This is a genomic window from Micromonospora sp. 15K316, from assembly GCF_004348525.1.
GTDB lineage: Bacteria > Actinomycetota > Actinomycetes > Mycobacteriales > Micromonosporaceae > Micromonospora.
Genome location: NZ_SMKG01000022.1, coordinates 1 through 24,505, shown reverse-complemented (window position 1 = coordinate 24,505; position 24,505 = coordinate 1). Strand labels below are relative to the sequence as shown.

Genomic DNA, 24,505 nt, shown 5'->3' with positions numbered 1-24,505 from the left:
ACTGCTGGCCCGCCTGCGCGGGGACGCCGGGATGAACACCGCCGAGTACGCCGTCGGCACGCTGGCGGCGGTCGCCTTCGCGGGCATCCTGCTGAAGGTCCTGACGTCCGGGAACGTCCAGTCCGCGTTGACGGCCGTCATCGACCGGGCGCTCAAGTGATCCGGCGCCGGCTGGCCGGCCGCGACCGGGGTTCGTTCACCGCCGAACTGACGGCCGGCCTGCCGGCGCTGCTGCTGCTCCTACTCGCCGGGCTGACGGCCGTCAACGCGGTCACCACCCGGGCCGGCTGCCTGCACGCGGCGCGGGAGGCCGCGCTGGCCGCCTCCCGCGGCGAGGACGGTCCCGCCGCCGGTGCCCGGGCCGCGCCCGCGGGGGCGGAGTTCACCGTCTCCACGGGTGGCGGGCGGGTGCAGGTGACCGTACGGGCACCGGTCCGCGCACTCGGCGCCCGACTGCCCCGGATCACCGTGACCGCGACCGCGGTGGCCGCTGTCGAGCCCGGTGTCGCCGAAGTGGGCCCGTCGTGAGCCCGCGCCAGCGGCCAGGCGTCCCACCGCGCAACTCCGGCAACACGGAAGCGGGGCCCTCGTGACCTCCGGGCGGCGCGGGGCGGAGACGGGTTCCGGCCGCGCGCAGGGCGGTGTGATGCGCGGGGTGGAGGCAGATTTCCGTCGTGCGCTTCGCGGTGCGCCGAACGGTCGGGCGCGCAGCGTGGGCGCGGGTGCCGGCGACCTGGGTGGAGGCTGCGCGCTGAGCAGCTGGGGGCGCCGATCGGTGACGGGATCAGACCGCGAGCGGGGAGGCGCAAGTGTCTGTCTGCTCGCCGTCGGGCTGGTCTTCGTGGTGGTGGGGATGTTCGGCGCAGCGGTGAACGCGGCCCGGGCGGCGCGCCAGCAGGCGGCGGTGGCGGCGGATCTCGGCGCGCTGGCCGGTGCCGGGCGGGCGCTCGACGGGGACGGGGCGGCCTGTTCGGCGGCGGCCGACATCGCGGCGCGCAACGGCGGCCACCTGCTGGCCTGTCGGCTCGACGGTCTCGACGTGGTGCTCAGCGCCGAGGTCAGGGTAACCCCGCTGCCCGGCCTGACCCGTGTCGCCACGGTCAGCGCGCGCGCCGGCCCGCTACGGAGTTGACGTCCGATGTGGCCTACGAAATCCGAGGCGTGTACCAGCGCGATGGCAGCCACTACCATCGTCGATGAACGGGGAGGTGTGGCATGCACGGGTGCGACGCGTCGATCGGCCTGCGTGATCACCGTCCGCTCGGTCTGGGCCGATGGCTGGTACTGCTGCTGACCACAGCCGGCATCGTGGTGGTCTCCTGGGTGGGAATCCGGTGGAGCCTCTCGAGCGAGGGCGCACTGGCGGTCTCTGTACGACTCGGCGTCATGGCCTGCGTTTTCGTGATGCTGGTTCTTGCTCTGTGGCTGACGGTCAATCGGGCGAGTCGGCCGCCCGGAGGAGGGGGCCAGTCCCAGCCTGATCTCTCCCGCCAGTCGTGGCGGTACGCCGCCGACCTCTGCCCACACGGCATCGCCCTGTTCGCCGGTCGGGGCCCACTGCTGCCCTGGTCACATGTCAGCGCCATCCAGGTCTACCTCACGGGGCCTGGCCGGGGTGGGGCGGTGGCCGCGCGACTGCGCTCGTTCGCCGAGCCCACTGGGCTGCCCGCCGTCGCACGGATGGTCAATGACCGTTCGGTGCCCGACGACCCGAGCTTGATCTGGTTGGGGAACGTCAGGAACGCCGCCGAGGCCGACCGGGTCCGCACCCAGACCAGCCGATGGCGAGACCTCACCGCCCGGTAAGCGGCGCGCCGGTCGCGGGGTGAGCCCTTCCGGATAGCGGAGGACGTCTGGTGTGAGTGCCCGGACGGCAGGCGCCCCGGGACGCCACGGCCTAGCGGCGTCACCGGGGCGGCACCGGGGTCAGCGGGCCTGGAGCGCGTCCAGGGCGATGGCCATGGCGATGACGAGTCGCCTGTCGATCTGCGGGTGCTGGATCTCGACCACGTACCGGTCCCGCAGGCCCCACTTCTTCACCACCGAGAAGACGGGCTGGCCGCCGGCGGTGAAATCGAAGTGGTACGGCAGCCAGGAGAGCGAGTCGACGAAACGCCGCAGCAACGCCACCGGCAGACTGCGCTCCTGCCCGGTGACCGGCGGCAGGCCGGCCTGCTCGACGTGCCACGTGGAGCGCAGCAGGGACTGCGCGAAATCCTTGCGGAACAGGCCGACCGGGTTGCCGGCCGCGTCGGTGACGTCGTACGTGGCGCCGAGGTCGAGCGCCTGGCGGGCCTTGAAGCCGAGGACGGGCTGCTGCTTCGAGTCGTCCGTGTAGAGGGTGACCTGCTCCTTGAAGGCGAGGCGCTTCTGCTGGGCGAAAGCCAGCAGCTGCCCCTCCGAACCGTCCGGCGTCACCGCGAGGACCTCGTACTGGTTGACCATGAGCCGCACCCGCTGGCGGATGTGGAAACGCTGCTGGGCCTGCAACATGTCGGGCTGCATCTTCGTGTTCTCCTCGATAAGGGTCGCCGGAGTTTCGCACAACACCGCGCCCCGCACCGTCCCCCGAACGCCGCGTCGACCCGGCGTGCCGGACCCGCCGGCGCGCCCGACGGTCACGGCGCCCCGTACCGTCCTCCGAACGCCGGCGTCGACCTGGCGTGCCGGACCCGCGGCGCGCCGACGGTCACCAGCCCACGGCGTTCGGCGGGGGTGCGCCCAGGCGGTCAGGACGGCAGGTTCGCCAGCACCACGTCCAGCACCCGGACGGCGTCCGCCTTGGAGAGCGGGTTGTTGCCGTTGCCGCACTTCGGGGACTGCACGCAGGACGGGCAGCCGGCCTCGCACGCGCACTCGGCGATCGCGTCCCGGGTGGCCCGCAGCCAGGTCGCCGCCGTGCCGTACGCGCGCTCGGCGAAACCGGCCCCACCCGGATGCCCGTCGTAGACGAAGACTGTCGGTGCCTCGGTGTCCGGGTGCAGGGCGGTGGAGAGCCCGCCGATGTCCCAACGGTCGCAGGTGGCGATGAGCGGCAGCAGCCCGATCGCCGCGTGTTCGGCGGCGTGCAGCCCGCCCGGCACGTCGCCCGGATCGACGCCGGCCGCGGCCAGCGACTCCGGGGAGAGCGTGAACCAGACGGCCACCGTACGCAGCTCACGGGCCGGCAGGTCCAGCGGACGAGTGTCGATCACCTCGCCGGTGGCGATCCGTCGCCGCTGGTAGGAGACCACCTGGCTGGTCACGTCCACCTCGCCGAGGAACATCCCGACCGGTCCGGCGTCGACGTACGACCGCACCGACACCACGGAGACGTCGGTGACGTCCCGGGCGTGGGTGGAGCAGTCCGGCTCCTCGACGTGCACGAGCGCGCACCCGTCGACCAGGTCCAGCTCGTCCACCACGTACGAGACACCCTGATGCAGGTAGACCGCGCCGGGGTGGAGCAGGAAGTGCGACGAGCCGCCGTCCACCGTGCCGAGCAGTCGCCCGGTGGCCGCCTCCACCACGACCACCGGCGCTCCGTCCTCGCCCCGCAGGTCCACCTGGGGGCGTTCGCGGTGCCGCCAGTACCAGCCGGTCGGGCGTTGCCGCAGCGCGCCGGTCGCGACGAGCTGGTCGATCGCCTCCTTCGCCCCGTCGCCGAAGAGCGCCAGGTCGGCCGGGGTGAGCGGGGCCTCGGCCGCGGCGCAGGCGAGCTGCGGCGCGAGGACGTACGGGTTGGCCGGGTCGAGCACTGTCGCCTCCACCGGCCGCCCGAAGACCGCCTCCGGGTGGTGCACCAGGTAGGTGTCGAGCGGGTCGTCCCGGGCCACCAGCACGGCGAGCGCCTCCTGCCCGGAGCGTCCGGCCCGCCCCGCCTGCTGCCAGAGCGAGGCCCGGGTGCCGGGGTAGCCGCAGATCAGCACCGCGTCGAGGCCGACCAGGTCGACGCCGAGCTCCAGCGCGTTGGTCGAGGCCAGCCCGAGCAGGTCACCGTGGAGCAGCGCCCGCTCCAGCTCCCGCCGCTCCTCGCGCAGGTAGCCGCCGCGGTAGGCGGCGACCCGGTCGCCGAGGCCGGGTACCGCCTCGTCGAGGGCCCGCCGGGTGTTCGCGGCCACCACCTCGGCGCCCCGGCGGGAGCGGACGAAGGCGAGGCTGCGTACGCCCGCGGCGACCGTGTCGGCGAGCAGGTCCGCGGTCTCCCGCAGCGCCGACCGGCGTACGGGGGCGAGGTCGGCCGCGTCGGACGAGGTGTCGGCCGAGGGCAGCAACGGTGGCTCCCAGAGCGCGAAGGTCACCCCGCCGCGGGGCGACGTGTCCTCGGTGACGGCGGCCACGGGCAGCCCGGTGAGCCGCTCCGCCGCGGTGGCCGGGTCACCGGAGGTCGCGGAGGCGAGCACGAAGACGGGCGCACTTCCGAAGCGCGCGCACTGCCGCCGCAGGCGGCGCAGCACGTGGGCGACGTGCGAGCCGAAGACTCCCCGGTAGGTGTGGCACTCGTCGATCACCACGTACGTGAGCCGGCGGAGGAAGCCCGACCACTGGCCGTGCCCGGGGAGGATGCCGTGGTGCAGCATGTCCGGGTTGGTCAGCACGAACCGGGAGTGCCGCCGGATCCACTCCCGCTCGGCGCGCGGCGTGTCCCCGTCGTAGCAGGCGGGGCGTACCCCCTCCAGCTCCAGCTCGGTGACGGCGCGCAGCTGGTCGGCGGCGAGCGCCTTGGTCGGCGCGAGGTAGAGCACGGTGGCCCGGGGGTCCGCGAGCAGGGTGGCGAGCGCCGGCATCTGGTACGCCAGGGACTTGCCGGACGCGGTGCCGGTGGCGACCACGACGTGCTGACCGTCGTACGCCAGGGCGGCCGCCTCGGCCTGGTGCCGCCAGGGCGCGACCACGCCGCGCCCGGCGAACGCGGCCCGCAGCTCCTCCGGCACCCACTGCGGCCACGGGGCCGGCACGCCCGCGCGGGCCGGTACCCGCTCGACGTGGGTGACCGGGTCGGCGTCGGCGCGGGCGCGCAGCCGGGCCAGCAGCTCGGCCGGCGCGTGCCGGGGGCCGGCACCTGCGGATACGGTGGCAGAGGTCGACGGCTTCAGGTCATGGCGCGGCGCCAGCCGCGCCGAGCTGAAGCTGTCGTGAGTCACTGGAGAACTTTCGCACTGGTGTTCGGAGATGGAAAGCCGGGGGCCGGGGTATGGGGGAGGCTTCGCCGGTGACGACTGCGTCTTCCGGCGGTAGTGGTTAGATGCCCAGAAGAGTTTACGGCTCTTGCGAGGAGGACAGATGGAGCTGTCGCTGGCGACCCGGGCCGTGGGGGAGCACACGGTGCTCGAGGTCGGTGGTGAGGTGGACGTCTACACCGCCCCCCGGTTGCGCGAACGGCTCCTCGAACTGATCGACGGCGGCGCCCGGCACGTGGTGGTGGATCTCGGACGGGTGGACTTCCTCGACTCCACCGGCCTGGGGGTGCTGGTCGGCGCGCTGAAGCGGCTGCGCGCGGCGGGCGGTAGCTTCGCGCTGGTCTGCGACAAGGAGCCGCTGCTGAAGATCTTCCGGATCACCGCGCTCGACCAGGTCTTTCCGCTGCACCCGACGGTCGACGCGGCGATCGCCGCCGACTCGACGGGTGCCGGCGCGTGATGGCGACGGTCCGCCTCTCCTTCTCCCCGGCGCCGGTGCACGTGCGCACCGCCCGCCTGGTGGGCGTCGCGGTCGCCCGCCGGGCCGGGGTCCGCGAGGACCTGCTCGACGAGGTGCGTCTCGCCATCGGTGAGGCGTGCACCCGCGCCGTCGCCCTCCACCGCCAGTACGGGCTGCACGACCCGGTGCTGATGGAGATGTCCGACTCCGGGCAGTACGCCGTCCGGGTCGTCGACCGGGCGCCGATCGAGGCGGGCATCGGACTCGCCGCGCTCCCCCCGGACGAGCTGGCCAACGAGTCGCTCACCGACGAGGCGCTCACCACCGGCGTGGGTTTCGCCCTGCTCGCCGGTTTCGTGGAGGACCTTCAGGTCCGCCCGGTCGACGAGGGCGTCGGCACCGAGGTGCGCATGGTCTGGCCGGTACGCCGCTGACCGCTTCCGTCCACACAGGCCGTGCCCATCGGGCGCGGCCTGTTCGGCATGGACCGGCTCCTATATCAGATTCTTCCTCATAACACAGCGACGAAGATCATCGGCATGGGGCGGACCCTGGGTGTGACCTCGGACACTGCGGAGGGCTACAGTACCCGGGTTGTCAGCAAGTGATCCATCCCGCAGCCAGCGGGAACGGGTGTTCGTCGCTGGTCCGTTCGGTGCGGTCGGCGGGCGCTTGCGAGTCCGCATCCAGGCGCCGGGCGGTGCGTCTCCACCGACCGGTGCGTGTTCGGTACAGGAGGACACAGATGTCCGAGACCTTGGCCGCCGAGGGCGGCGGGCTTTCCCTTACCGGAGCCAATGTCACGTACGTCGTCATCGCCGCGGTCATCGCGCTGGTGGCGCTCGTCTTCGCCGCCGCCCTGACCAGGGCGGTCCTGGCGGCCGGCAAGGGCACCGCCAACATGCAGGAGATCTCCGGCGCGGTCCAGGAGGGCGCGTCGGCGTACCTGCTCCGGCAGTTCCGCACCCTGGCGATCTTCGTCGTCATCGCCGTCGTACTGCTCTTCCTGCTGCCGGTGCACGACACCGACGGCAGCGAGCTCGCCGTGAAGATCGGCCGGTCCGCCTTCTTCGTGGTCGGCGCACTGTTCAGCGCGTTCATCGGTGGCGCCGGCATGTGGCTCGCCACCCGCGCCAACCTGCGGGTCGCGGCCGCCGCCCGGGAGCGGCAGGGTGGGCGCGAGGCGGCCATGAGGATCGCCTTCCGGACCGGTGGCGTGGTCGGCTTCCTCACCGTCGGCCTCGGCCTCTTCGGTGCGGCGCTCGTCGTCATCGTCTTCCGCGGCGACGCCCCGACCGTGCTGGAGGGCTTCGGCTTCGGCGCCGCACTGCTGGCCATGTTCATGCGGGTCGGCGGCGGCATCTTCACCAAGGCCGCCGACGTCGGCGCCGACCTGGTCGGCAAGGTCGAGCAGGGCATCCCCGAGGACGACCCGCGTAACGCCGCGACCATCGCCGACAACGTGGGCGACAACGTCGGCGACTGCGCCGGCATGGCCGCCGACCTCTTCGAGTCGTACGCGGTGACCCTGGTCGCCGCGCTGATCCTCGGCCGGGCCGCGTTCGGCGAGGACGGGCTGGTCTTCCCGCTGATCATCTCCACGATCGGCGTGCTGGTCGCGATCGTCGGCGTGTTCATCACCCGGCTGCGTTCCTCCGACCGCAACGGCCTCACCGCGATCAACCGGGCCTTCTACCTCTCCGCGGTGATCTCGGCGGTGCTGGTGGCGATCGCCGCGTACGCGTACCTGCCGGCGACCTTCGCCGAGCTGGAGGGCGGGCTCACCGACGTCGACCGCAACCCGCGGCTGGTGGCCATCGGCGCGGTGGTCATCGGTATCGTGCTGGCCGCCGCGATCCAGGCGCTGACCGGCTACTTCACCGAGACCAACCGGCGCCCGGTGCAGGACATCGGCAAGAGCTCGCAGACCGGCCCGGCCACCGTCATCCTCGCCGGCATCAGCGTCGGCCTGGAGTCGGCGGTCTACTCGGCGTTGCTCATCGGTGCGGGCGTCTTCGGCGCCTTCCTGCTCGGCGGCAGCTCCATCACGCTCTCCCTCTTCGCGGTCGCGCTGGCCGGCACCGGTCTGCTGACCACGGTCGGCGTGATCGTGGCGATGGACACCTTCGGCCCGATCTCCGACAACGCGCAGGGTGTGGCGGAGATGTCCGGCGACATCGACGAGCACGGCGCCCGGACGCTGACCGAGCTGGACGCCGTGGGCAACACCACCAAGGCGATCACCAAGGGCATCGCCATCGCCACCGCGGTGCTCGCGGCGACCGCGCTCTTCGGCTCCTACACCGACACCCTGCGCACCGCGTACGCGGACGCCGGGGTGGGCGACGTCGGCGCCGAGATCCTCAACTCGCTGAACGTGGCGAACCCGCGGAACCTCGTCGGCCTGATCATCGGCGCGGCGGTGGTCTTCCTCTTCTCGGGGCTGGCCATCAACGCGGTCTCCCGCTCGGCGGGCGCCGTCGTCATGGAGGTCCGCCGGCAGTTCCGTGAGCTGCCCGGCATCATGGACCGCACCCAGCGGCCGGAGTACGGCAAGGTCGTCGACATCTGCACCCGGGACGCGCAGCGCGAGCTGATGACCCCCGGCCTGCTCGCCATCCTGGCGCCGATCGCGGTCGGCTTCGGCCTCGGCCCGGGGGCGCTGGCGTCGTACCTGGCCGGTGCGATCGGGGCGGGCACCTTGATGGCGGTCTTCCTGTCCAACTCCGGTGGGGCCTGGGACAACGCCAAGAAGCTGGTCGAGGACGGCGCGTACGGCGGCAAGGGCTCCGAGTCGCACGGCGCCACCGTCATCGGCGACACCGTCGGCGACCCGTTCAAGGACACCGCCGGTCCGGCGATCAACCCGCTGATCAAGGTGATGAACCTGGTCTCGCTGCTGATCGCGCCGGCCGTGGTGGCCTGGAGCATCGGTGACGAGAAGAACACCGGCCTGCGGATCGCCATCGCGGTCGTGGCCGCGCTGGTCGTCGTCGCGGCGGTGTACGTCAGCAAGCGCAAGGGTGTGGCGATGTCCGACACGGACGCCGGCGACGGCACCGGGTCGGGTAGCGCCGACCAGCGGTCGGAGACGGTCCCGGCCTGACGGGTACCGCCCCAGGGCCCCGGCCGGCGTGCGTCGCCGGCCGGGGCCACCCAAACCTGAGCGGTGCCTGCGTTCGACGGAGGCCGTACGCTGCAACGCATGCGTACGTGCCGGGCGACTGCCGCCGGAAAGCTCACGGTGGTCCTGGCCACGCTCGCTCTGGTGGCCGGCGGGTGCGGCGGCGGCCCCAGTCCCCGCGCGTGGGCGTCCTCGGTCTGTGCGGCGCTCGCCCCGTGGCGGTCGGAGATCAGCAGGCTCACCAGCAGCACCGACCAGCAGATGACGGCGCAGACCACTCCCGCGCAGGCGAAGGAGAACCTGGTCCGCCTCTTCGACGGGGCGGAGAAGGCCAGCGAGACCGCCCGACGCAAGGTCGAGGAGGCCGGCGTGCCGGAGGCCGAGCACGGCGAGGAGATCTCCGCCGGGTTCCGTACCGCCCTCGGGCAGATGCGTGACGCCTACGGCCGCGCGGCGGAGACCGTCGGAGGGTTGGGCACCGGCGAGCCCACCGCCTTCTACGACGGTGTGCGGGCCGCGGTGGAGACACTCAACAAGGAGTACGACGCAAGCACGCTGGACACCAGCCGCCTCAACTCGGAGGAGTTGAGACAGGCTTTCGACGAGGTGCCGGAGTGTCGCTGAACGGGCTCGGCGAACCGTCGGGAGAGCAGCTCCCGACGCTCTTCCCGGTGCCCGGACCGGCAGCACCGAACCGCCGCCGGGGGTCTTCCCCGTCGGAGGGCGCCGGCGATCCCGGCGTCGGGGCCGGTCCGCCGGATCCGAAGGCGGGTGCGAGGTCCGGACGGCCGGCGAACGTGGGCGCGGCGCGCTCCCCCCGGGAGGGCGTCGACGAGGCGGGGCGGCAACTGGTCTTCTTCGGCGCGGAGACGGTCGAGCCGGCCGTGGCCGACCTCGCCGGCCTGCTCGCCGGTCCCGGCGAGGTGGTCCGGATGGGGGGCACCGCCCGGCTCTCGATCGTGGTGGACGCACCGTGGCGGGTGCACGTGCTGGTGGCGGAGCTGGCCCAGCGGGGGCTCGCGGCGAGCTGGGAGCCGACGGAGGACGAGCGGCACGCGGTACGCACCTCGTACACCCGGGCGCTCAAACCGCTCGCGGTGGCGTGGACGCGGGGGGCGGCCAAGCGGCCGCCGGCCGGTTTCCATCTCAACGGGCGGCGGCTGCGGCTCTGGCTGGCGGCGGCGGGAGAGGTCGACCCGCCCGGGTGCCGGCTGCGCCTGGGCGCGGCGGACGAGGAGTGCTGGGAGCCGGTCTCCCGGGCGCTCGCCGCGGTCGGACTCGCCGGTGAACTGCTCGATCGGGCAGCGGGCGGCCCGGCGTACCTGATCACCGGCCGTAACCGGCTGCGCCGCCTCGCCGAACTGGTGGGCGACCGTCCGGCCGCCGCGCCGCCGCCGAGCTGGCCCTGACGACCGTCACCGACCCTCGCCGCACCGCTGCTCGCGCGGACGCTGTCTCGGAACGAGTGGCCATCCAGCACGCCAAGGCCACTCGTTCCCTGAAAAGGCCGTGCGGGTGCGCGGGGCCCGGGCTGTCCGGTGGCGGACAGGGGGCAGGACGATACAGGTATAAAACCGGCAGTTGGGAACTCGGACGTGGGCCCGCCATCATCACAGTGGCCCGCTCAGGGCCCTACCCACGGTGTACGGTGGCGCCGTCCGGCACATCCACCCCTCGCCGGGGTGGTTTGCCGCCCGCGAAACCCGAAACGCGGACGGCGCGTTACGTTGGACATCCGGACCGCCGGGGTCCGGCGGGTCGAACACGACCTGAAACGGGTACCGAGCGGTCACGAGCAGGAGTTAGGTCAGGGAGAGACGTGCCGAGCAACGCGGGAACCACCCGTCTGGTCATCGTCGAGTCACCGGCGAAGGCCAAGACGATCTCGGGCTACCTCGGCCCGGGGTACGTCGTGGAGGCGAGCTTCGGCCATGTCCGGGACCTTCCGCGCAACGCCGCCGACGTACCGGCGAAGTACAAGGGTGAGCCGTGGGCGCGGCTCGGGGTGGACGTCGACAACGGCTTCCACGCCCTCTACGTGGTCTCGTCCGACCGGAAGCAGCAGATCAGCAAGCTGACCAAGCTGGCCAAGGAGGTCGACGAGATCTTCCTGGCCACGGATGAGGACCGCGAGGGCGAGGCGATCGCCTGGCACCTGGTGGAGACGCTCAAGCCCAAGGTGCCGGTCAAGCGGATGGTCTTCCACGAGATCACCAAACCGGCCATCCAGGCGGCGGTGGCGAACCCGCGCGAGATCGACCGCGACCTGGTCGACGCGCAGGAGGCCCGACGCATCCTCGACCGCCTCTACGGCTACGAGGTCTCGCCCGTGCTGTGGAAGAAGGTCATGCCGAAGCTCTCGGCGGGTCGGGTGCAGTCGGTGGCCACCCGCATCGTGGTCGAGCGGGAGCGGCAGCGGATGGCGTTCCGCACCGCCGAATACTGGGACATCCTGGCCACGCTCGCGGTGGCGAACTCCGGCGAGGGCCCCCGTACGTTCCACGCCACCCTGATCGCCCTCAACGGCGACCGGATCGCCACCGGTAAGGACTTCGAGCCGACCACCGGTCGGGTGAAGCCCGGCGCCGGTGTGGTGCACCTGGACGAGAGCGGTGCCCGGGGCCTCGCCGCCCGGCTGGAGAACCGTCCGTTCACTGTCACCCGGGTCGAGGAGAAGCCCTACCGCCGTCGCCCGTACGCGCCGTTCATCACCTCCACCCTCCAGCAGGAGGCGGCCCGCAAGCTGCGGTTCTCGTCCCAGCAGACGATGCGCACCGCGCAGCGGCTCTACGAGAACGGCTACATCACCTATATGCGTACCGACTCGGTGAACCTGTCGGAGACCGCCATCGCGGCGGCCCGCCGGCAGATCGTCGAGCTCTACGGCGAGCGCAGCGTGCCGCCGGAGCCGCGTCGCTACACCGGCAAGGTGAAGAACGCCCAGGAGGCGCACGAGGCGATCCGCCCGGCGGGCGACAACTTCCGCACCCCGGGCGAGGTGGCCAAGGAGCTGTCGGCCGAGGAGTTCAAGCTCTACGAGCTGATCTGGCGGCGCACCATCGCCTCGCAGATGACCGACGCGGTCGGCTCCAGCGTCTCGGTCCGCATCCGGGCGATCTCCTCGACGAGCGAGGAGGTCGACTTCGGCGCCACCGGCAAGACCATCACCGACCCGGGCTTCCTGCGCGCGTACGTCGAGTCGAGCGACGACGAGAACGCCGAGGCCGAGGACGCCGAGCGCCGCCTGCCGACCCTGGTCAAGGACCAGCCGCTGACCGCCGAGGAGCTGGCCGCCCAGGGCCACCACACCCAGCCGCCGGCCCGCTACACCGAGGCCTCGCTGGTCAAGGCGCTGGAGGAGCTGGGCATCGGCCGCCCGTCGACCTATGCGTCGATCATGCAGACCATCCAGGACCGCGGCTACGTCAACAAGCGCGGCCAGGCGATGATCCCGACCTTCCTGGCGTTCGCGGTGATCGGCCTGATGGAGCGGCACTACCCGCGCCTCATCGACTACGACTTCACCGCCAGCATGGAGAACGAGCTGGACGAGATCGCCGGCGGGGACCACGCCGCCGTCGACTTCCTCACCTCGTTCTACTTCGGCGGCACCAACGGCACCGGCGACCAGACGATCGCCCACGCGGGCGGCCTGAAGAAGCTGGTCACCGAGAACCTCAGCGAGATCGACGCCCGTAGCGTCAACTCGATCCCGCTCTTCGCCGACGACGAGGGCCGCGACGTGGTCGTCCGGGTCGGGCGGTACGGCCCGTACCTGGAGCGGCGGGTTCCGGGCGAGGAGGCGGCCCCGCCCGCGGAGGGTGAGGAGGGCGCCGCGCACGGCGACCGGGCACCGATCCCCGAGGGCCTGGCGCCGGACGAGTTGACCCCGGAGAAGGTGCACGAGCTCTTCCTCGGCGGCGGTGGTGAGCGCAAGCTCGGCGACGACCCGGCCACCGGCGAGCCGATCCTGCTCAAGTCCGGCCGGTTCGGCCCGTACGTGGCCAGCGGCGAACGCAAGTCGTCACTGCTGCGCTCGCAGACGCCCGACTCGCTCACCTTCGACGAGGCGTTGAAGCTGCTCAGCCTGCCCCGGCTGGTCGGTGTCGCCCCCGACGGCGGCGAGGTCTTCGCCAACAACGGCCGTTACGGCCCGTACGTCAAGCGGGGCGAGGAGTTCCGGTCGCTGGACTCCGAGGAGAAGATGTTCACCGTCACGCTCGACGAGGCGCTGGCCCTGCTGGCCGCCCCGAAGACGCGCCAGCGGCGAGCCGCCGCGCCTCCGCTGCGTGAGCTGGGGGCGGACCCGGCGACCGAGAAGCCGCTGGTCATCAAGGACGGCCGGTTCGGCCCGTACGTGACCGACGGTGAGGTGAACGCGTCGCTGCGGCGTGGTCAGACCCCCGAGGCGCTCAGCCTCGAGGAGGCCTCGCAGATGCTCGCCGAGAAGCGGGCGAAGGGCCCGGCGCCGCGCAAGAAGGCGGCCGCCAAGAAGACCACGGCGAAGAAGACCACGGCGGCGAAGTCGACTGCGGCGAAGAAGACCGCGGCGGCGGCGAAGTCGACGGCCGCGAAGAAGACCACGACGGCCAAGGCCACTCCCGCGAAGAAGGCCGCTCCCCGCAAGGCCGCCACCCCCACTGACTGACCTCGGACGAGCCAAGGCGAGATCTTGGTGCGAATGTGCCTCTGACGGGACGTATTCGTACCAAGATCAATCGTGCTGAGGTGCGTCGGGCCAGCCGGCGGCGCGAAGCGCGGCTCGAAGCTGGCTGATGACCTCCTCGGGTTGCGTGCGGATCGCCCACGCCGGAAAGCGGAGTACGCGGTCACCGTCGAGCCAGAGGTCGTTCTGTCGTCGCATGTCGGCCCACGCGACACGCGGGTCGAGATGCTGTCCACCGTCGATCTCCACGTGGACACGCCACTCCTCGAACCAGGCGTCGAGGTATCTGCGTCGTCCGGATGGGTCGTACCTGACGACCTGACGGGACGGCTCGGGCAGACCGGCGTGCCGAACGAGCCCGAGGAAATCCAGCTCGGCCAGGGAGTGGGCGCCACCACCGGCGTCCGAGGCCGTCTGCATGATGAGCCGACGACGACGGGCACGTGGCAGCCGGTCGAGGACCCGGTGAAGATCGTCGCCCGCGACGAGCCGTTGCTGGAAACCGGCGGCGATGATCGCGCGGGCGTCCTCGTCGGAGGCTGCCCACTGGGCGGCGTCCACCAGTGACCGCGCCGGCAGAGTGCGCGGTGGCTGCCCCACCCGGAGGACGTCCTCCTCGCTCAGCACGGTGGTGCGGTGCAGGCGGACGCCGGAAGGCAGCGAGCGGGCCCGGTGTGCCGCCGGTGTCAGCAGGTGCACGGTGGCGCCGTCGTACCGGCGCAGGCCACATGCCTGCGCTGCGGTAAGCCCTCCGAGCAGGGCCGCCGGCCCGGCCGCGAGCACGGCGATCCACCGGAACTGGTCGGGACCGACGGGACCGCTGTGGGTGACGTATATGGCGCGGTGCACCTGCCGCCAGCGGCCGGTCTCGACCCGGTGCCGAATCGCCCCCGGCGAGAGGTGGGAGCGCGCCTGGTCGAGCCGGATCACATCATCCTGGTGGAACAGTAGCCAAGTCAGTTCATCGGCGTCGTCCGCCGGCAAAGCCCGGCGTAGCGCCGCCCAGCCGCCTCGCCTCCGTCCCTGTCGCCCATGCCCCCTCACCTCCCCACCATGCCGCAATCTCTTGAGCTCTATCGGTCCCTGTGGATAGCGCGAAGATCTTGGTACGAATCTGCCGTGATAGGGGCGTTTTCGTTCCAAGATTGCGGGGTTAGGCGCCCAGGATGCGGGTGAGGTGGGGGTTGGTGAAGACGCGGTCGGGGTCCAGGCGGTCGCGGACGGCGTGGAAGTCGGCCCAGCGGGGGTACGCGGGGGCCAGCGACTCCGCGTCCCGCCAGTGCAGCTTGCCCCAGTGCGGCCGGCCACCGAGCTCCTCGGCGACACGCTCGAAGGCGGTGAAGTACGGCTCGTACGGCATGCCGACGTACTGGTGGATGGCGAGGTATACGGAGTCGCGGCCGTACCCGTGGGAGAGCCAGATGTCGTCGGCCGCCGTGAAGCGCACCTCGACCGGGAAGAGCACCTTGAACGGCAGCCCGTCGACGATCCGTCGCAGCGCGTCGAGTGCCTCGCCGAGCGCGGCGCGGGGCAGACCGTACTCCATCTCCACGAAGCGGACGCGGCGCGAGGTGCAGAAGACCGCGTCGGAGCGCCCGGTGTAGTGGCGTTCGGTGAGCGCCCGCGCGGAGATGGCGCTGATGGTCGGGGCGAGGGCCGGTACGGCGCGTCCGACCCGGCAGGCACCCGCGAAGACGGTGTTGGAGAGGAACTCGTCGTCCAGCCAGCCGCGCAGCCGCGACAGCGGCCGATCGTCGACGGGCACCCGGTCGTTCGCCTTCACCTGCACCCGGGCCGTGTACGGGAACCAGTAGAACTCGACGTGGTCGTGCGCCTCGACGAGCTCCGGCAGCCCGGCCAGCACGTCACCGAGGGGCGCCGGCCGCTCGTGCGCGTGCAGCACGAACGCGTCCACGACGCGCAGCGTCACCTCGACCAGCACGCCGAGCGCGCCGAGTGAGACCCGGGCGGCGGCGAGGACGTCGGAGTTCTCCTCGGCCGAGCAGTGCAGCACCTCGCCGGCCCCGGTGACCAGCGTGATCGCCTCGACGAAGGTGGCCAGGCAGCCGTACCCGGCGCCGGTGCCGTGGGTGCCCGTGGAGATCGCCCCGGCGACGGTCTGCGCGTCGATGTCGCCCAGGTTGGGCAGCGCGAGGCCGTGCCGGGCGAGCAGGTCGTTGAGCGCGTGCAGCGTCGTCCCCGCGGGCACGGTGACGAGCCGCCGTTCGGCGTCGACCCGTACGCCGGTGTCGAGCGCCGACAGCTCCATCCGCCGGTCGTCGGCGAGGGCGATCGGGGTGAACGAGTGGCCGCTGCCCGCGACCCGGAGCCGTCCGCCGGCGTCCCGGGTGGCGAGAACGGTATCGACGACGTCGGCGACGGAGCCGGGGCGCAGGATGATGGCGGCACCGCGTTGGTTGCCGGCCCAGTTGGACCAGGGGACGGTGGACGGTGCGGTGCCGGCCATGCGCGCTCCTCGATGTGAATATGAAGTGACTTCATATCAGGAACGTTGTCGCTGGTAAATACCGCAACTGAGGTCCGCTCGTTGTACCGGTAGTCACGAGCTAGTGACGTGCAGATATGTTCATCCGTCGAAGGGGGGTGGCGCCGAGTGTCCACACCAGCTGCCACGACCGGGCCGCTGCGCCGCGTACCGGTGCAGGGTCGAAGTGTCGCGCGAGTCCAGCGGATGCTGGACGCCTGCGCCGAACTCGTCGACGAGGTGGGGTACGAGGGGCTGACCACGACCTTGCTCGCCGAGCGTGCCGAGGTGGCGATCGGGTCGGTTTACCAGTTCTTTCCGGACAAGCGGGCGATCGTGCAGGCGCTGACCCTGCGCACGATGGAGTCCTACCTCCAGCGGCTCGACGAGCGGTTCGCCTCGGACGACCTGACCCACTGGTGGGACGGCGTCGACGCGAGCATCGACGAGTACATCACGATGCACCGCACCGTTCCGGGCTTCCGTACCCTGCACTTCGGCGACGTGGTCGACCTGCACCTGCTCGATGAGCAGCGGGACAACAACGGGGTGATCGCGGACCAGTTGGCCCGGGTGCTCACCGAGCGCTTCGGGCTCACCGATGTCCCCGAGCTCCGCTTCCACCTGGAAGTCGCCGTGGAGACGGCCGACGCGCTCATCAAGCTCGCGTTCCGCCGGAGTACCGAGGGGGACGACCGGGTGCTGGCCGAGGCGAAGGCACTGATCCGGGAGTACCTGCACCGTCAGGTCGACGCCGCGACCGACGGCGCCCGGGCCGGCTGAGCCGTCCGGCCGGCCCGATCGGTCCCGGACCGACGTGCGGGCCGGCCGGTCCGCGCCGCCCGGCCCGGCTCGACCCGCGTGTGCGGCGACGATCCCGCGTGTGCGGCGACGATCCCGCGTGTGCGGCGACGAACCGGCGCGCGGCGCCACGACCCCGTCTGCTGCGCCGATGCCGCATGCGCGGCGCCGATCCGGCACACGCGGCGCCGATCCCGCGCGTGCGGCGAGGACCCCGCCTGCGCGACGAACCCCGCGTGCGGCGCCCGGGCCGGCGCGGGGGACCGGGTCAGAGGAAGGCGTGCCCCTCCCCCCGGTAGGTGGGCGCCGTCGCGACGACCGTGTCCCCTTCGACCAGGTGCAGCTCGTTGACGTGCTCGCCGAGCTCACCGGCCTTGGCGTGCCGGAACCACACCCGATCGCCGACGCGGAGTGTGTCCGCGGCGGCGCCGGTCAGCGGCGTCTGCACCTCGCCCGCGCCCTCGGGGCCGAGCAGTTTCAGTCCGGCCGGGAGGACCGGCCGGGGCAGTCGGCTGGCCGCGGCCGGACCGGAGGCGATCCAGCCGCCGCCGAGCACCGTGACGAGGCCGGGGGCCGGCCGGCGCACCACCGAGCAGGTGAAGTAGGCCGCCGGGGTGGGGCGCCAGGCGCGGTACGCGTCGAAGAGGGTCGGACCGTAGAGACCCGATCCCGCGGTGACCTCGGTGACCGCGGGGTCGGCGCTGGTCGCGGCCACGCTGCCGGTGCCGCCGCCGTTGACGAACTCCAGGTCGGCGTGCTCGCGTACGGCCGCCACCGCCGCGCCCCGCCGGGCGAGCAGTTCCCGGTACGAGCCACGCTTGGCCAGGCGGATCGCCTGACCGAGCAACGCCTGCCCGGGCGGCGCGTCGCCGAGGCCGGCGATCTGCGCCTCGTACGCCATGAGGCCGACCACCCGGAAGCCGGCGCGCCCGGCGACCGTGGCGGCGAACGCGCCGGCCGCCGCCGCGCCGTGCACCGGGGAGCGCCGTACGCCGACGTGCACCCGCCCACCCATCGGCCGCCAGGAGGCGTCGAGTTCGAGGCAGACCCGGAGTTCGGGCCGGCGGTCGGCGGCACGCACGCCGTCGATCAGGTCGAGCTGGTCGGTGCTGTCGATCATCAACGTGATCGCCGCGGCGAGGTCGGGGTCGGCGGTCAGCGCGGCGAGCGCGCCCCGGTCGGCGCTCGGGTACGCCACCAGCACGTCGTCGCAGACGCCGGCCCGGACCAGCCAGATCGCCTCGGGCAGGGTGAACGCCATCACGCCCCGCCAGCCCGGCCGGGCCAGGGCCCGGGCGATCAACTCGCGGCTGCGTACCGACTTGCTGGCGAGCCGGAGCGGCTTGCCGGCGGCGAGGCCGACCAACTCGGCCGCGTTGGCGTCGAAGGCGGCCAGGTCGACCACGGCGTACGGCGGATCCAGGTGGGCGGTCGCCCGTTCCAGGCGCTCGCGAAGTTCGTCGCGTTCGATGGCCACGTGTGCACGCTAACTGTCCGGCGGTCAATGCGAAATAGCCTCGCGTACGCCCGGCTGCGGGTGATGGTCCCGGCGGCCTAGGCTCGGCGAGCAGGAGAATGTCAGGGTGGGACCGCAGCCCACCGGGTCTAGAGTGTTCCACCGGGGATGCCCAGCGATGGGCCGGCACGTGGAGGTACGGCCATCGAAAGCCAGAACAACGGCGAGTCGCCCGGCGTGTCGCCGTCCGCCAGCCAGCCCGACGGCCCGCCGGGCCCGGTCGAGAGTTCCACCGCCCCGCTCGGCAGCGCCGAGGGGCAGGTCGGCGGCGCCGCGAGCCAACCGGGCACCCCGCCCCAGACCGACCGGTCCGGCTACAACGCGATCCGCTCGGTGCTGCGCATCCGACCGTTCCGCCGGCTCTGGCTCGTGCTCGGTGTCGCCTCCTTCGGCGACTGGCTGGGCCTCCTGGCTACCTCCGTCTTCGCCGCGGCGCAGGTGCAGGGCAGCACGGCGCAGGGCGCCGCGTTCGGTGGTGTGATCGCCGTACGGCTGTTGCCGGCGCTGGTGCTCGGGCCGCTCGCCGGCGTCTTCGCCGACCGGTTCGACAGGCGCTGGACCATGGTCATCTGCGACCTGCTGCGTTTCGTGCTCTTCGCCTCGATCCCGCTGTACGCCCTCACCGGCGCCAGCGGTGGCCTCGTGGTCACCTGGGCGGCGATCGCCACCTTCCTGATCGAGTCGATCACCCTGATGTGGATCCCGGCCAAGGAGGCCGCGGTACCCAACCTGATCCCGCGTGCCCGGCTGGAGACGGCCAACCAGCTCACCCTCATCACCACGTACGGCCTGACGCCGGTGCTCGCCGCGCTGGCCATCGCGGGGCTCGACCGCAGCGTGCGGGCGGCGACCGGCGGTGAGGTCCCCGGCTGGGCGGAGCCGGCCCAGCTGGCGCTCTGGTTCAACTCCTTCTCCCGGCTCGCCACCGCCGTGGTGGTGGCGTTCGGGATCAAGGAGATCAGCCAGACCCGGGGCGGCAAGCAGGAGCACGCCGAGCAGAGCATGACCCGGCAGTTCGTCGAGGGCTGGCGGTTCATCTCCCACACCCGACTGGTCCGGGGCCTGGTGCTCGGCATCTTCGGCGCGTTCGCCGGTGGCGGCATCGTGATCGGCACCGCCCGGTTCTTCGCGAACTCGCTCGGTGCCGGCGACGCCGCCTTCTTCCTGCTCTTCGGTGCGATCTTCATCGGCCTGGCGCTCGGCATCGGGCTCGGCCCGATGATCGTCAAGGAGATGTCCCGGCGCCGCTGGTTCGGCATGAGCATCGTGCTGGCCAGCGCGGCGGTCATGACCCTCGCCTTCGCCATCCACCTGTCGATGGCGATCGTCGGGGCGATCCTGGTCGGCGCCGGAGCCGGAATGGCCTTCCTGGCCGGCACCACGCTGCTCGGCGGGGAGATCGCCGACGAGGTGCGCGGGCGGGTCTTCGCGGTCGTGCAGATCGGTACCCGGCTGGTGCTGATCCTGGCGATCGCGCTGAGCAGCCTGCTCGCCGGTGTCGGCGGCTCCCGCAAGCTGGAGATCGCCGACCTGGGCGTCTCGGTCTCCTCGACCCGGCTGCTGCTGCTCGCCGCCGGCGCGGCCGGCATCTTCGCCGGCATCAGCGCGTTCGGGCAGATGGACGACAAGAAGGGCGTACCCGTCCTGGCCGACCTCTGGGGCTCGATCCGGGGCCGTCCGCTCATGCCCGCCGAGCCGTTCGTCTCCAACGGGCTCTTCGTGGTCTTCGAGGGCGGCGAGGGCGCCGGGAAGTCCACCCAGCTCGCGCTGCTCGCCGACCGGCTGCGCATGCAGGGCCGCGACGTCGTGGTCACCCGCGAGCCGGGTGCCACGCCGGTGGGTGAGCGGATCCGGTCGCTGCTGCTCGACACCGCCGAGGGGGAGGCGCCGTCGCCGCGCGCCGAGGCGCTGCTCTACGCGGCCGACCGCGCCCACCACGTGGCCACGGTGGTCCGCCCGGCGTTGACCCGGGGCGGTGTGGTGATCAGCGACCGGTACGTCGACTCCTCCCTGGCGTACCAGGGGGCGGGGCGCACGCTCCCGGTCGACGAGGTCTCCTGGCTCTCCTCCTGGGCCACCGGCGGGCTCAAGCCGGACCTGGTGGTGCTGCTCGACGTCGACCCGCGCACCGGGCTCTCCCGGGCGGCGGCCCGCGGCGAGTCCGCCGACCGGCTGGAGGCCGAGTCCGTGGCCTTCCACGAGCGGGTCCGGTACGCGTTCCTCGACCTCGCCACCGCCGACCCGAAGCGCTACCTGGTGCTCGACGCCGGCCGGCCGCTGGAGGAGATCGCCCGGCTGGTGGCGCAGCGGGTCGACGAGCTGCTCGGCGACCCGGCCGGGATCGTGCACCCGCGCCGGGCGCAGGGACCGGACACCTCCGTGCAGCCGGAGTTATCCGACGCGGAGCTGGTGACGATGGAGCAACGGACCTGATGCCGGACGTCTTCGCCGACCTGGTCGGTCAGGACGAGGCGGTCGCCACGCTGCGCCGGGCCGCCGCGGCGGCGGCCGCCGTGCTGCGGCACGCCGCCGGCGAGCGGGCGCTCGTGCCGGCGGGGCCCGTCGACGGCGCGCCTGTCGACGAGGCCGCGCCCGCCGCCGACCCGGGCGCCGGGATGACCCACGCCTGGATCTTCACCGGGCCGCCGGGCTCCGGGCGGTCGGTGGCGGCGCGCGCCTTCGCCGCCGCCCTGCAGTGCGCGTACGGCACGGGCTGCGGTGAGTGCCCCGGCTGCCACACCACGATGACGGGCACGCACGCGGACGTCCGGCTGGTGGTGCCGGAGGGGCTCTCCATCGGCGTCGGCGAGATGCGGGCGCTGGTGCTGCGGGCCGCCAGCACCCCGTCCGGCGGGCGCTGGCAGGTGGTGATCATCGAGGACGCCGACCGGCTCACCGAGGCGGCCGGCAACGCGCTGCTCAAGGCGATCGAGGAGCCGCCCCCGCGTACGGTCTTCCTGCTCTGCGCCCCGTCCACCCACCCGGACGACGTCTCGGTGACGATCCGGTCGCGGTGCCGGGTCGTACCGCTGCGGCAGCCGCCGCCCGCCGCGGTGGCCGAGGTGCTGGTCCGCCGGGACGGCGTCGCCCCCGACGTGGCGCAGTGGGCGGCGGCCGCCGCCCAGGGGCACGTGGGCCGGGCCCGACGGCTGGCCCGCGACCCGGAGGCCCGCAAGCGGCGCGACGCCGTGCTCGCGGTCCCGCGCCGGCTCACCGGGGTGGGCGCGGCGTTCGACGCGGCGTCCGCGTTGATCGAGGCCGCCGAGGCGGAGGCCGAGGCGTCCGTGGCGGAGGCCGACGCCGCCGAGCGGACTGCCCTGGAGACGGCGCTCGGGGCGGGCGGCACCGGCCGGGGCGCCGCCGGCGCCATCCGGGGCGCCGCCGGGCAGCTCAAGGAGCTGGAGAAGCGCCAGAAGTCGCGGGCCACCCGGGCCCAGCGGGACGCGCTGGACCGGGCGCTGGTCGACCTGGCCGGCTTCTACCGGGACGCGCTCACCGTGGCGCTACGCGCACCGGTCGCGCCGGTGCACACCGACACCGCCGAGGTGGCGGCCGCCGGCGCGCAGAAGTGGGACGCCGAGGGAGCGTTGCGCCGACTGGAGGCCGTGCTCACCTGCCGCGCGGCCCTCGAGGCGAACGTGAAGCCACGGATCGCCGTCGAGGCGATGATGCTCGCCCTCTGGAAGGGCTGACCGGAGCCCGGCGCGGATCCCGCCTGCCGGACCGCTCGTCCACAGGCATCGACAGGTTCGATTTCCATACGGTACGGTCCGGGGCATGCCGTGGTGACGGGGAAGCCACGCTCAGTGAGGATGAGCCGGGGGAGGAGTCCGCCGATGCCACGGGGGGAAATCGACGAGGCGTGGATCGAGGAGGCGGTGCGGCGCTACCGCCGGATCGAGTCGCTCCAGGCCGAGTTCGACCAGGCGGTGTCGACCGTCGAGGTCACCGTGCGCTCGCCGGACGGGCTGGTCGAGGTGGTGGTGACCGCCGGTGGCCGGATCACCGACGTCCGCTTCCTCGGCCCGCTGCATGCCCGCAACCCCCGTGACGTGGCCAATTCAGTGCAGGCCGCCGTCACCGCCGCAGCGGACGCCGCCGAGTGGGCCCGGGAGAAGCTGCACAACGAGACCTTCGCCGCCTACCGACCGCTCGCGGGGGCCTGAGATGGACGCGCTGCGGGCGCTGGCCGCCCGCCTCGACGAGGCCACCGCCACCCTCACCACGCTGTCCCACACCGTCACCGCGAGCGACCCGCCGCAGGCCGCGTTCGGCGCCGACGCGCCCGGTCGGCCGGGCGAGATCGGTCGCGCGTTGCACCGGCAGTGGACGGCGGCCACCGACAACCGGTCCCGCGAGGCCCGCATGGCCGCCGGCCGGCTCAACGCCGCCGCGTCAGCCGTGCGGGAAGCCGCCGACCACTACGTCGACGTCGACCGGGGGGTCCGGCGGCGGCTGGCCGGGGAGGCGTGATGGACGCCCTGGACCGCCTCGCCGAACCGGGGCTCGACCTGCTGCGCCGGGTGGACACACTGCTCGCCGCCGGTGCCCCCGACGAGCATCGGGTCTGGCCGCTGCTGCGCCGGATGCAGGTGCTCCCCGGTGAGGCGGTGCGCCACTTCCTGGAGCTGCGCCCCACGCCCATGGCCGACGCGGGTCACGGGGTGCGTCGGCTGGTCCGCGGCTACGACGACGTCTCCACCACGCTCACCGATCCGATGCTCTGGTCCGGGCCGGCCGCCGAGGCGTACGGGCAGTCGCGGGCGGCGCTCCTGCGCCACCTGGACGAGGGGCCGGACAGCCTCGTCGGCCGGCTCGATTCCACGGCGGGCTACGCCGACGCGCTCGCCGACTGGATCGAGGGCAGCCGGCTCGCGCTGGCCCGGGCGCTCGCCGACGTACTCCGCTCGGCCGAGGCCGTGGCGGTGGTCGCCGCGACCTCCGTGCTGACCGGGGCGGCGGCCCGACCGGGGTCTGCCGGTCCGCGCGTGACGGAGGCGGCGGAGATCGCCGCGCGGGTGCTGGCGGTGCTCTGCGTCGCGTACGACGGGGCGGAGACGCTGCTGCGGCAGTGGGGGCCGAGTCTCGCCGAGGCGACGTGGCGCCCCACGGTGGTGGGCCGCCCCCGCTACGACGGCACCACCCGCGTCGGGTGGTGACCCCGGACGGCCCACGGCGTCGCGTTCGGGCACCGGGCCGAACCCGCTGCCGTCGGCGACGCCGTGGTCTTCCCCCTGCACCCCCCGCAGGTCTGGTCCTCACTCAACGCGCCCGCGGGCCGTTTGTCGCCCGTCGCGGCCCGGATTCAGCCGTCCGGGCGAGGACCAACGGCACGACGGGTTGGCCGTCGAGTCATTCGATTCGACTCCCATGGATGGCTGCACGGTGTAGCCGGGCGGCGACGGCGGCCCCGACGCGGGGCACCGATTCGTCGTAGGGTGGGGGGCATGGGCATGCTCTGCGCGGTCAGTTTCAACCGGTACGGGCGCCTCTACTACCTCGACCCCGGCGAGTTCCGCCCGCAGGTCGGTGACAAGGTGCTGGTGCCCACGGACGACGGGCCCGAGGTGGCGGAGTGCGTCTGGGCCGCGCAGTGGGTCAGCGAGGACACGGACGGCTTCCCCAGGCTGGCCGGGGTGGCCGGCGAGGACGACCTCCGCCGTGACGAGGCGCTGCGCCGCCGTAAGGCCGAGGCGAAGGTGGCCGCGAAGCGGTTGATCCGGGCGCACGGGCTGCCGATGAAGGTGGTGGCCGTCGACCATGTGCTCGGTTCCGCCGAGGCCGGCGGGGAGCGCAGCACCGTCTACTTCACCGCCCCGCACCGGGTGGACTTCCGCTCCCTGGTCCGCGATCTGGGGGCGACCCTGCACTGCCGGGTCGAGCTGCGTCAGCTCTCGGCCCGGGACTCGGCCCGGGTGCAGGGGGGCATCGGCTCCTGCGGGCGGGATCTCTGCTGCGCGACCTTCCTCACCGACTTCGAGCCGGTCACTATCCGGATGGCGAAGGACCAGGACCTTCCACTCAACCCGCTGCGCATCTCCGGGGCGTGCGGCCGACTGATGTGCTGCCTGAAGTACGAGCACCCGCTGTACCAGCGGTTCCAGGAGACGGCGCCGGCGGTCGGTGCGAGGGTCTCCACACCGGAGGGTGACGGCCGGGTGGTCGGCCACAGCGTCCCGCGCGACTCGCTGACGGTCCGGCTGGACGCCGACGGTTCCCGCTGCTCCTGCTCCCGCGCGTCGGTCTGCGCCCCCCGCCAGGCCCACGACCAGCACTACAACACCTGACCCCCCG

At 73.0% G+C, this 24,505-nt stretch carries 22 protein-coding genes; 17 read left to right on the top strand and 5 right to left on the bottom strand.

What is annotated here, in order from left to right:
- The first annotated feature begins 31 nt into the window (after positions 1-31).
- From E1211_RS08110 to E1211_RS08095, 4 genes are all read left to right on the top strand, one after another.
- Complete coding sequence (locus tag E1211_RS08110; protein ID WP_208418639.1) at positions 32-160, top strand: DUF4244 domain-containing protein; 129 nt, start codon at positions 32-34, stop codon at positions 158-160.
- Positions 157-528 carry a TadE family type IV pilus minor pilin gene (locus tag E1211_RS08105; RefSeq protein ID WP_132347029.1) on the top strand — a complete coding sequence of 124 codons (372 nt, stop codon included), beginning with the start codon at positions 157-159 and terminating at the stop codon, positions 526-528. Before E1211_RS08110 ends, E1211_RS08105 begins: the two co-directional genes overlap by 4 nt.
- 118 nt (positions 529-646) lie before the next feature.
- Positions 647-1,132 carry an Rv3654c family TadE-like protein gene (locus E1211_RS08100; protein ID WP_132347027.1) on the top strand — a complete coding sequence of 162 codons (486 nt, stop codon included), beginning with the start codon at positions 647-649 and terminating at the stop codon, positions 1,130-1,132.
- A gap of 83 nt (positions 1,133-1,215) precedes the next feature.
- Complete coding sequence (locus E1211_RS08095; protein WP_132347025.1) at positions 1,216-1,806, top strand: hypothetical protein; 591 nt, start codon at positions 1,216-1,218, stop codon at positions 1,804-1,806.
- 120 nt (positions 1,807-1,926) lie between these two features.
- On the opposite strand, the gene E1211_RS08090 is transcribed toward E1211_RS08095, so the two are convergent.
- Positions 1,927-2,505: a hypothetical protein gene (locus E1211_RS08090; protein ID WP_132347023.1), complete on the bottom strand. Its 579-nt coding sequence runs from the start codon at positions 2,503-2,505 to the stop codon at positions 1,927-1,929.
- 224 nt (positions 2,506-2,729) lie between these two features.
- Complete coding sequence (locus E1211_RS08085; RefSeq protein ID WP_371686137.1) at positions 2,730-5,093, bottom strand: DEAD/DEAH box helicase; 2,364 nt, start codon at positions 5,091-5,093, stop codon at positions 2,730-2,732.
- 169 nt (positions 5,094-5,262) lie between these two features.
- Here E1211_RS08085 and E1211_RS08080 point away from each other — a divergent pair, with 169 nt between their 5' ends.
- The 6 genes from E1211_RS08080 to topA all read left to right on the top strand — a co-directional run bounded on the left by E1211_RS08080 (position 5,263) and on the right by topA (position 13,391).
- Positions 5,263-5,619 (top strand): STAS domain-containing protein, encoded by a 357-nt coding sequence (locus tag E1211_RS08080; protein ID WP_076470816.1) that lies wholly within the window; start codon positions 5,263-5,265, stop codon positions 5,617-5,619.
- Positions 5,616-6,053, top strand: coding sequence for an ATP-binding protein (locus E1211_RS08075; RefSeq protein ID WP_132347019.1), 438 nt, complete (start codon positions 5,616-5,618; stop codon positions 6,051-6,053). The genes E1211_RS08080 and E1211_RS08075 overlap by 4 nt, the downstream gene beginning before the upstream one ends.
- A gap of 311 nt (positions 6,054-6,364) precedes the next feature.
- On the top strand, positions 6,365-8,725 hold the full coding sequence (locus tag E1211_RS08070) for a sodium-translocating pyrophosphatase (protein ID WP_132347017.1): 2,361 nt from the start codon (positions 6,365-6,367) through the stop codon (positions 8,723-8,725).
- A gap of 99 nt (positions 8,726-8,824) precedes the next feature.
- Positions 8,825-9,367 carry a hypothetical protein gene (locus E1211_RS08065; RefSeq protein WP_132347015.1) on the top strand — a complete coding sequence of 181 codons (543 nt, stop codon included), beginning with the start codon at positions 8,825-8,827 and terminating at the stop codon, positions 9,365-9,367.
- Positions 9,358-10,152, top strand: a complete 795-nt coding sequence (locus E1211_RS08060; RefSeq protein WP_243709417.1) for a hypothetical protein — start codon at positions 9,358-9,360, stop codon at positions 10,150-10,152. Before E1211_RS08065 ends, E1211_RS08060 begins: the two co-directional genes overlap by 10 nt.
- 410 nt (positions 10,153-10,562) lie before the next feature.
- Positions 10,563-13,391, top strand: a complete 2,829-nt coding sequence (gene topA / locus E1211_RS08055; RefSeq protein ID WP_132347013.1) for a type I DNA topoisomerase — start codon at positions 10,563-10,565, stop codon at positions 13,389-13,391.
- Positions 13,392-13,457: 66 nt separating this feature from the next.
- Here the strand turns inward: topA and E1211_RS08050 are convergent, their stop codons facing one another.
- Complete coding sequence (locus E1211_RS08050; RefSeq protein ID WP_132347011.1) at positions 13,458-14,339, bottom strand: DUF559 domain-containing protein; 882 nt, start codon at positions 14,337-14,339, stop codon at positions 13,458-13,460.
- A 223-nt stretch (positions 14,340-14,562) separates the two neighbouring features.
- A complete protein-coding gene (locus E1211_RS08045) occupies positions 14,563-15,876 on the bottom strand; it encodes a D-arabinono-1,4-lactone oxidase (protein WP_132347009.1) in 1,314 nt (437 codons plus the stop codon).
- A 225-nt stretch (positions 15,877-16,101) separates the two neighbouring features.
- On the opposite strand from E1211_RS08045, the gene E1211_RS08040 reads away from it, so the two are divergent.
- On the top strand, positions 16,102-16,677 hold the full coding sequence (locus E1211_RS08040; protein ID WP_132347059.1) for a TetR family transcriptional regulator: 576 nt from the start codon (positions 16,102-16,104) through the stop codon (positions 16,675-16,677).
- 286 nt (positions 16,678-16,963) lie between these two features.
- On the opposite strand, the gene E1211_RS08035 is transcribed toward E1211_RS08040, so the two are convergent.
- Positions 16,964-18,172, bottom strand: a complete 1,209-nt coding sequence (locus E1211_RS08035; RefSeq protein WP_132347007.1) for an amino acid deaminase/aldolase — start codon at positions 18,170-18,172, stop codon at positions 16,964-16,966.
- Positions 18,173-18,319: 147 nt separating this feature from the next.
- On the opposite strand from E1211_RS08035, the gene tmk reads away from it, so the two are divergent.
- From tmk to E1211_RS08005, 6 genes are all read left to right on the top strand, one after another.
- The gene (gene tmk, locus E1211_RS08030; RefSeq protein ID WP_256371315.1) at positions 18,320-20,644 is read left to right on the top strand and encodes a dTMP kinase; all 2,325 of its coding nucleotides are present in this window, start codon (positions 18,320-18,322) and stop codon (positions 20,642-20,644) included.
- On the top strand, positions 20,644-21,903 hold the full coding sequence (locus E1211_RS08025) for a DNA polymerase III subunit delta' (RefSeq protein WP_132347005.1): 1,260 nt from the start codon (positions 20,644-20,646) through the stop codon (positions 21,901-21,903). The genes tmk and E1211_RS08025 overlap by 1 nt, the downstream gene beginning before the upstream one ends.
- A gap of 144 nt (positions 21,904-22,047) precedes the next feature.
- Positions 22,048-22,377 carry a YbaB/EbfC family nucleoid-associated protein gene (locus tag E1211_RS08020; RefSeq protein WP_120673670.1) on the top strand — a complete coding sequence of 110 codons (330 nt, stop codon included), beginning with the start codon at positions 22,048-22,050 and terminating at the stop codon, positions 22,375-22,377.
- Position 22,378: 1 nt separating this feature from the next.
- Entirely contained in the window at positions 22,379-22,684 is a 306-nt protein-coding gene (locus tag E1211_RS08015; RefSeq protein ID WP_132347003.1) for a hypothetical protein, read from the top strand.
- Positions 22,684-23,370: a hypothetical protein gene (locus tag E1211_RS08010; RefSeq protein ID WP_132347001.1), complete on the top strand. Its 687-nt coding sequence runs from the start codon at positions 22,684-22,686 to the stop codon at positions 23,368-23,370. The genes E1211_RS08015 and E1211_RS08010 overlap by 1 nt, the downstream gene beginning before the upstream one ends.
- A gap of 288 nt (positions 23,371-23,658) precedes the next feature.
- A complete protein-coding gene (locus E1211_RS08005) occupies positions 23,659-24,498 on the top strand; it encodes a regulatory iron-sulfur-containing complex subunit RicT (RefSeq protein WP_132346999.1) in 840 nt (279 codons plus the stop codon).
- Positions 24,499-24,505 lie beyond the last annotated feature (7 nt).